This window comes from Kitasatospora sp. NPDC048540 (assembly GCF_040651175.1).
In the GTDB taxonomy this organism is placed as follows: Bacteria; Actinomycetota; Actinomycetes; order Streptomycetales; family Streptomycetaceae; genus Kitasatospora.
In genome coordinates this window covers 25,861-33,256 of sequence record NZ_JBEZIR010000096.1, presented here as the reverse complement: position 1 = coordinate 33,256, position 7,396 = coordinate 25,861, and the positions used below count along the sequence as shown (strand labels likewise).

General features: G+C 73.5%; 6 protein-coding genes. 4 read left to right on the top strand and 2 right to left on the bottom strand.

Going from position 1 to position 7,396, the window contains the following annotated elements:
- Together AB0D08_RS29495 and AB0D08_RS29490 are read right to left on the bottom strand one after the other, a co-directional pair.
- Positions 1-1,313, bottom strand: a 1,313-nt coding sequence (locus tag AB0D08_RS29495; RefSeq protein WP_359893111.1) for a hypothetical protein, incomplete at its 3' end; no start/stop codon positions are given.
- Between the two features lie 120 nt (positions 1,314-1,433).
- Positions 1,434-1,901, bottom strand: coding sequence for an Rrf2 family transcriptional regulator (locus AB0D08_RS29490; RefSeq protein WP_149038093.1), 468 nt, complete (start codon positions 1,899-1,901; stop codon positions 1,434-1,436).
- 101 nt (positions 1,902-2,002) lie between these two features.
- Here AB0D08_RS29490 and AB0D08_RS29485 point away from each other — a divergent pair, with 101 nt between their 5' ends.
- The 4 genes from AB0D08_RS29485 (at position 2,003) to AB0D08_RS29470 (ending at position 7,245) form a co-directional block, all read left to right on the top strand.
- Positions 2,003-3,493 carry an MFS transporter gene (locus tag AB0D08_RS29485; RefSeq protein WP_359893108.1) on the top strand — a complete coding sequence of 497 codons (1,491 nt, stop codon included), beginning with the start codon at positions 2,003-2,005 and terminating at the stop codon, positions 3,491-3,493.
- Between the two features lie 208 nt (positions 3,494-3,701).
- The gene (locus AB0D08_RS29480) at positions 3,702-4,469 is read left to right on the top strand and encodes a YqcI/YcgG family protein (protein WP_051812181.1); all 768 of its coding nucleotides are present in this window, start codon (positions 3,702-3,704) and stop codon (positions 4,467-4,469) included.
- A 59-nt stretch (positions 4,470-4,528) separates the two neighbouring features.
- The gene (locus tag AB0D08_RS29475; RefSeq protein ID WP_359893105.1) at positions 4,529-5,941 is read left to right on the top strand and encodes a hypothetical protein; all 1,413 of its coding nucleotides are present in this window, start codon (positions 4,529-4,531) and stop codon (positions 5,939-5,941) included.
- 41 nt (positions 5,942-5,982) lie between these two features.
- Positions 5,983-7,245 (top strand): MFS transporter, encoded by a 1,263-nt coding sequence (locus tag AB0D08_RS29470; RefSeq protein ID WP_051812184.1) that lies wholly within the window; start codon positions 5,983-5,985, stop codon positions 7,243-7,245.
- Positions 7,246-7,396: the final 151 nt, after the last annotated feature.

Below are 7,396 nucleotides of genomic sequence, written 5' to 3'. Positions count from 1 at the left end.
GCGACCAGCGGCGGCTCCTGGGTGGAGCAGACGTCCTGGGCCTTCCAGCAGCGGGTGCGGAAGCGGCAGCCGCTCGGCGGGTTCTCGGCGCCCGAGCCCGCCGCGGGCTGGGCCAGGTCCAGCGCCCGGTGGCGCAGGCGGGTGGCCGGCGGCAGCTGCCGCAGCGCCGCGGTGACCTGCGGGATGTAGCCGGCCGATCCGCCCGGCGCGCCGCCGGTCGCCCGGCGGAGCTCGCGCCGGAACCGCTGCGCCAGGGCGCGGGTGCCCTGCTCCGCCAGGCAGCGGCGCAGCGCCAGGGCGGTCAGGACGGCCTGGCCCACCGTCCGGGAGTTGACCGGGTCGTACCCGGGGCCGTGCGGGGCGGCCGCCCGGGGCAGGACCAGCAGTCCCGGCGGGAGGCGGTGCAGGCCGCGGTGGTGCCAGCGCAGGCCCGCCGCGACGGCCACCGGGGCGGCGTCCGCCAGCGGGCGGGCGCCGCGCAGCGCCTCGTAGATGTCGGGTGCGGCGAGGGTGCAGGCGAAGCGCAGCAGTGCGTCGTGGTCGGGGCCGTGCGGCAGGTCGCCGGCCAGGCTGCCGAGTGTGAGGGTCCAGCGGCCGTTCTCCTCGCGGGCCAGCGTGCCGGTCCGGGGGACCTGTCCGGTCGGTGCCACCACCAGGGCGAGTTCCGCGCCGGGAGGAGCGGCCGCCAGGCCGTAGCGCCGGCTCACCGTGCTGATGCCCCAGGGCGGGCGGACGGGCCGGGGCTGGGGCAGTCCGAGGCCGGACAGCCAGCCTGGGCTGCGGGCGGCGGTGGCGGAGGCGTCGACCACGAGGTCGGCCTCCACGGTCTGTTCGCGTTCCTCGTGGGGGAGTACCCGGACCCCGGTGACCTGCCGGCGGTCGGCGGTGGTGAGCAGTCCGGTGACGGTGGAGCTGTCGACGATGCCCACGCCGGGCAGGTCGCGCAGCCGCCGGCGCAGTGCGCGGTCGAGGGCCTGCGGGCCGACCGTCAGGGCGAGCCGTCCGGCAGGTCGCGGCTCCAGCCGCCGTCCGCCGAGGTACCAGCGGCAGTTCCCGAGGATGTCGCCGACCGGGGCGCCGCCCTGCTGGAGGGTCTCGACGAGGCCGGGCAGGAGACGGTCGAGGGCCTCCCGGCAGCCGGGGTCCAGGGTGTGCGGTGCTCCGGGCAGGGTGCGGACACCGGTCGGGCCGGCCGGGACGCGGTCCTGTTCCAGCACGGTGACCCAGCCGAAGGAGTCGGCCAGCACCCCGGCCGCCAGCAGTCCGGCGGGGCCGGCGCCGATGACGACGGCGTGGCCGCGGCGGGCTAGCACGGGGGGATCCGCATGGTCGTCGAGGTCCTTTCGGGCATGGGTGGGGCGCGCGTCGGCGGCGGACGGTGTCCGGGCGGCGTCCGACGCGGCCGGTGGGCCGGGATCCCGGCCGGGCTGTGGCTACGCGCCCTCGGTCAGCACGTCGACGTTGTGCTTCCTGACCCACTTCGGCAGCCGGTGGGTGAGGTCGGCGATGGTGACGGAGCGCAGGGAGGAGCGCCAGGCGTTGTCGGCCTGGGTCATCACCGAGTTGATCACGCAGGGCCGCAGGCACTGTTCGGGGCTGAGCGCGCCGGTCCCGGCCTGCCGGATCTCCTTGCAGGTGAACGCGGGCGCCGAGCCCTCGATGGCCTCGACCACGTCGAGCGCGTTGATCAGCTCGGGGGCGCGGGCCAGTCCGTAGCCGCCGCGCGGGCCGGACACCGCGCGCAGCACGTCGGCGCGGACCAGGGCCTGCAGGTGCTTGGCGAGGTACGGCTCGGGCAGCCCGTAGTGCTGGGCGAGCTTCTCCCGCCGCACCAGTGCGCCGTCCGGGACCTGGGCCAGCAGGGTGGCGCAGTGCAGGCCCCACTCGACTCCTTGCGACATCTTCACGGGGCCGAGTCTAGACAGCCCTGTTGTGGATGACTAGTGTCCGCAATATATTCAATACATCTCGTGTCCACGATTAGGAACAGAGGGTGTGACTGATGAGCAGCACGAACGCGGCCCGTCCGGCCGCGGCGCCGGCCGCAGGGGCCCAGGCGCCCGTCGCGGCGGCCGGCTCGGGGCCGATGCTGGCCGTCTTACTGGTGGCCCTGTTCATGGCCCAGTTCGACTTCTTCGTGGTGAACGTGGCGGCGCCGGCCGTCTCCCGGGACCTGCACGCCGGGCCCGTCATGCTGGAACTGATCGTCGGCGGCTACGCCTTCGCCTACGCCAGCGGCCTGATCACCGGCGGCCGGCTCGGTGACCTCTACGGCTACCGGCGGCTCTACCTGGCGGGCATGGTGGCCTTCGCCGCCGCCTCGCTGCTGTGCGGGATCGCCCAGGAGCCCTGGCAGCTGGTCGCCGCCCGCCTGCTGCAGGGCTTCACCGCCGCGCTGATGGTCCCGCAGGTGCTCGCCACCATCACCGCGACCTTCCCGCCCGAGCGCCGCCCGAAGGCACTGGCCTGGTTCGGCGTGGCCGGCGGCCTCGGCTCGCTGTCCGCCAACATCCTGGGCGCGCTGATGCTCGACGCCGACCTGTGGGGGCTCGGCTGGCGGGTGATCTTCCTGGTCAACGTCCTGGTCGCGGCCGTCGCCGTGCCGCTCGCGCTGCGCCACCTGCCGGTGCTGGCCCCGCCGCGCCGCCAGCGGCTCGACCCGCTCGGCGCCCTCGGCGTCGCCGCCGCCCTCGCCCTGCTGCTGGTGCCGCTGTCCATGGGCGGCAACTCCGGCTGGCCGGCCTGGACCTGGATCTGCATGGTGCTCTCGCTGCCGGTCGGCGCGCTGACCCTGCGCTGGCAGTGGGTGCTGCGCGAGCGCGGCGGCAGCCCGGTGCTGGACCTGTCGCTGCTGCGGGTGCGCTCGTACACCTCCGGTGTGGTGGCCGGCGCGGCCTTCCTGGCCTACTTCGCCAGCTTCATGTTCGCGCTGTCCCAGTTCCTCCAGGTCGGCCGCGGCTACTCGCCGCTGCACGCGGGCCTGGTGGTCACCTCCAGCGCGGTGATGTTCTCCGCCAGTGCGCTGGTGTCGTTCCGGATCGTGCCGCGCTACGGCCTGAAGGTGGTGGTCGCCGGCGGTCTGCTCACGGCGCTCGGCCTGCTCGCCCTGGTGGTCCAACTCGCGGTCTCCGGCGCGGACCTGCCGGTCGCCGGCATCGTGATCGCCCTGATGCTGGCGGGCGCGGGCAACGGCGCCGTGCTGCCGCAGCTGATCGGCGCCTCGCTCGTCGCGGTCAAGCCGCAGCAGGCCGGGGTGGGTGCGGGCGTGCTCAACACCGCCCAGCAGTTCGGCAGTTCGGCAGGTGTCTCGATCGTGGGGGCGGTCTTCTACGCCATCGCGGGACCGGCCGTGATGACCGGCGGGACCTCCGGCGCGAGCTACGCCCGCGCGATGCAGTCCGCGGCCCTCATCGACATCGCCCTGGTCGCCGTGGTGACCGTGCTGATGGCGTACAACAAACGCGCCTCCGACCGGATCAAGGCCGCCCGCTGACCTTTCCGGAAGGATGCGTACCGCCTTTCCGTCCCGCCGGCGGGACAATGGCCGCCCGCCGGCCCGGGACCGAATGGTGATTGCTTCTCACCGGAACGGGCCTGCAGTATCGTTCGAAATCCGTGCGGAGAGCGATTGCTCTTCCCGACCGCCTGCAACGCACCTTTCCGTGCGTTTCGCGGTGTCACGTAGAGACTCTGGGGGCGTGATGAATTCGACCACCGCTACTGCCCGCACCGATGAGCTTGCAACCCTCGCGGAACTGGGCGTCCGGATACTCGACCCGGTCTCCGGCGACGGTTTCTCCGATGAACCCGAGTGGTTCACGAAGGCGCTCGCCGTATTCAAGGAGAATGTCGGGGCCCGGGAGTACCCGTGCCACTTCGGGCGCCGCGCCCTGGAACAGCGCGAACTGTTCGTCACCCGGGTGGACCCCGCCCGGCCGAAGGACCTCGCCGCGCCGCTGGCCGCGTTCCTCGACCACGTCGCGCCCACCCCGGAGCGCCGGAAGGTGCTGGCCGCGTTCGTCGCCGCCGGGGACACCCCGCTCGACCACCAGGGCTACGGCGAGCTGTTCTGGTCGGTGCTGCAGCAGTTGCACGACGCCGACACCGAGCCCTGGCCGGCCGACCTCCCGGAGAAGACCGACGACCCGGCGTGGGAGTTCAGCTTCCACGGCACCCCGATGTTCGTCTTCGCCGCGGCGCCGACCCACGAACTCCGCCAGTCGCGCAGCCTGGGCGCGAACCTGGTCCTGCTGTTCCAGCCGCGGAACGTCTTCCACGGAATCGAGGGCGGCACCCCCAGCGGAATCGTCGCCCGCCGCCGGATCCGCGACCGCCTGCGGAAATGGGACACCGCGGCGCCGCACCCGGCGATGGGTGACTACGGCGATCCTTCGAACTTCGAATGGCGGCAGTACTTCATCGCCGAGGACGACGGCGAGGCGTTCGAGACCTGCCCGTTCCAGCACTGACGTTCCGCCACCGGGGCGCCATTCGGCGGCCATTTACCGAGAAAGTGGAGAGATTCGGCATGAACGACTCCTGGCACGACCTCGTCGACCTTCCGGACCCGAACGACCACAACGCGGTCGTCAAGGCCTTCGCCGCGAACCCGGCCTTCCGGGCCGCCGAGTGGAGCGAGCTGACCTGCGAGGACAACCCCTTCCGCCGCCCGGTCCGCCCGGACGACCTCGGCTGGCTCGACTACGGCGTGCCGATGCGGGCCGAGAACGCCCTCAAGCTCAGCGGGCTGCTCGGCCACCGCATGCTGCGCAACGTCTACGACCTCGACCAGCTGCTGCTGCCCCCGCAGGAGGACCCCGCGGTCACCCGCGACCGGGACGCGTACTACTCCACCCGCAGCCGGGTGCTGGCCCAACTGGCCCGGCCGGTCCTCGAACGCCACCTGTTCACCCACCTGGAACAGCAGCGCCCGGAGCCGGGCCGCCCCACCCTGGACGCCCTGCGCGCCCGCGTCCTGGAGCAGTACGACCGCCGCTCGGCCGAGCCGGGTGCGGCCTTCGCCGCCGCCCGCGCCGCCCGGGGACGGCGGGAGGCCGGGACCTTCCTGCTGCTGCAGTACGGCGCCTTCGAACCGGCCGCCGCCGCCGCGCTGGCCACCGCCGCCCTCGGCGAGTTCACACTCGCCCACCCCGGACTGCGGACCGCCCTGCTCTCCCACCACCAGCGGTGGGTCCAGGACGCCGACCGGTACGCCGCACTGCTGGCCGCCGCCGAGCTCCGGCCGGCCCCGGCCGCGTACTGGCAGCTGTCCCTCAACTCCTCCTTTGCCCGCGGGAACCACCTGCACCACCTGGCCCTCGACCGGCGGCGGCCGGCCGCCTTCCTCGGCGCGCTGCTGTTCCACCTGCTCGACACCGCGGCCACCCGCGAGCCGTACGCGCAGACCCTCCAGGACACCCTCGGGACCCGCCCCGGGTACTTCGAGGAGCTGCGCACGGTCACCCGCCAGGAACTCGGCGAGCTGGTGGACACCCTGCTCGCGCCGCTGTGCGCGCGCTACGGGCCCACCGTGATCGAGCAGGCCGAGACCGGCCTCGCCGACGCCGCCCGGCTCGCCGGCCAGTGGGACGAGGACCTCGCCGCACAGCTGACCTGGGCCGACAGCATCGAGCAGCACCAGCGCACCGCCGAGCGGATCCAGCAGCACATCGACGACCAGGGCCTGGAGATCGACCTGGACACCTTCGTGGAGTCCTGGGAGGTCACCTCGACCACCCACGTGCACGACGAGCACCGGCTGGTGGTCATCGAGTCCGGCCAGATGCACTTCTGGAACAACGTCACCCACAAGATAGAGCTGAACGCCGGCGACAAGCTGCTCATCCCGCTCTCCCGGCTGCACGGCTCGACCGTCCTGTCGGGGGAGTGCACCTACCACCAGCCGATCATCCCGGACGCGATGTTCCGGCAGTTCAGCTGAGCCGCAGCCACCACTGAGAGACCGTCGGGTCGGGAGTACGCATGAAGCTTGGATCGTTGGTCCTGGACAGCTCGCCGCTGCGGCGGAACAAGGGCTTCCGCCATCTGTTCGTCGGCCGCCTGGTGTCGGTGGTGGGCAGCAGCATCACCACCGTCGGTACCGCGGTCCAGGTCTACGCGATCACCGGCTCGGCCCTCGCGGTCGGCCTGATCAGCATCGCCGGCGGCTTCCCGATGGTCGCCGGCATGCTGTACGGCGGCACCCTGGCCGACGGCGCCGACCGCCGCAAGGTCCTGCTGTGGACCCAGGTGCCGCTGGCGCTGTTCTCGGTCGGACTGGCCCTGAACGCCGGCGCCGCCCACCCCCAGCTGTGGCTGATCTACCTGCTCACCATGGTGCAGGGCGGACTCACCGGCCTCGGCGCACCGGCCCGGACCGCGATGATCCCGGAGCTGGTGGGACCGGCGCTGTACTCCTCCGCGGTGGCGCTCACCTCCACCCTGAACACCACCGCAGGCCTGGTCGGCCCGGCCCTGGCCGGCCTCTTGATCGCCAAGGTCGACCTCGCCGCGGCGTTCTGGATCGACGCCGCCACCTTCGGGGTCTACGTGCTGACCCTGTTCGCCCTCCCCGCCCAGCGGCCGGGCGAGGGCTCGTCCCGGCCCGGCTGGCGGGCGCTGGCCGAGGGCCTGCGCTACGTCCGCGACAACAAGGCGGTCGGCTCGGTGCTCATGATCGACATGAGCGCGATGGTCTTCGGCATGCCCAAGGCCCTCTTCCCCTCGCTCGGCACCGGACTGTTCCACGGCGGCTCGGTCGCGGTCGGCCTGCTCTACGCGGCCCCCGGCGCCGGCGCCCTGATCGGGGCCGCCGCCAGCGGCTGGACCGGGAAGGTCCGCCGGCCCGGACCGATCGTGCTGTGGGCGGTCTGTGTGTGGGGCGCGGCCATCGCCCTGTTCGGCCTGGCGAGGTCACTGCCGCTGGCCCTCGCCCTGCTGGTGGTGGCCGGGATCGCCGACGTGGTGTCGGAGATCCTCCGCGGCACCCTGCTCCAACTGCTCACCCCGGACGGCATGCGGGGCCGGCTCAGCGGACTGTGGCTGGCCCAGACCAACGGCGCCCCCGCCCTCGGCAACGCGGAGGCCGGAGCGGTCGCCGCCGCCGCCGGCGAGGCGGTCTCGATCGTCTCCGGCGGCCTGCTGTGCATCGTCGGCGCCCTGCTGATCGCCTGGCGGATGCCCGCCCTGCGGCACGCCGAACTCCCGCACGTCGAGGCGGCCCAGGAGAAGGTGGCCACCGCCTGACCCCCGCCGGGCCCGCCCGCCACCAGCACCGGGCAGGCCCGCCCACCACGGCCCGGGCACCGGGCACCACCACCGGCCGGTCGACCGCCGTCGACCGGCCGGTCCTCGCCCTGCCCGGGGTCACCCGCCGCCGCGGCGCACCGAACCCCCC

Coding starts and splice junctions, on each gene's coding strand:
- AB0D08_RS29470 (WP_051812184.1), top strand. CDS start 5,983: ATGAAGCTTGGATCGTTGGTCCTGGACAGCTCGCCGCTGCGGCGGAAC.
- AB0D08_RS29490 (WP_149038093.1), bottom strand. CDS start 1,901: ATGTCGCAAGGAGTCGAGTGGGGCCTGCACTGCGCCACCCTGCTGGCC.
- AB0D08_RS29485 (WP_359893108.1), top strand. CDS start 2,003: ATGAGCAGCACGAACGCGGCCCGTCCGGCCGCGGCGCCGGCCGCAGGG.
- AB0D08_RS29480 (WP_051812181.1), top strand. CDS start 3,702: ATGAATTCGACCACCGCTACTGCCCGCACCGATGAGCTTGCAACCCTC.
- AB0D08_RS29475 (WP_359893105.1), top strand. CDS start 4,529: ATGAACGACTCCTGGCACGACCTCGTCGACCTTCCGGACCCGAACGAC.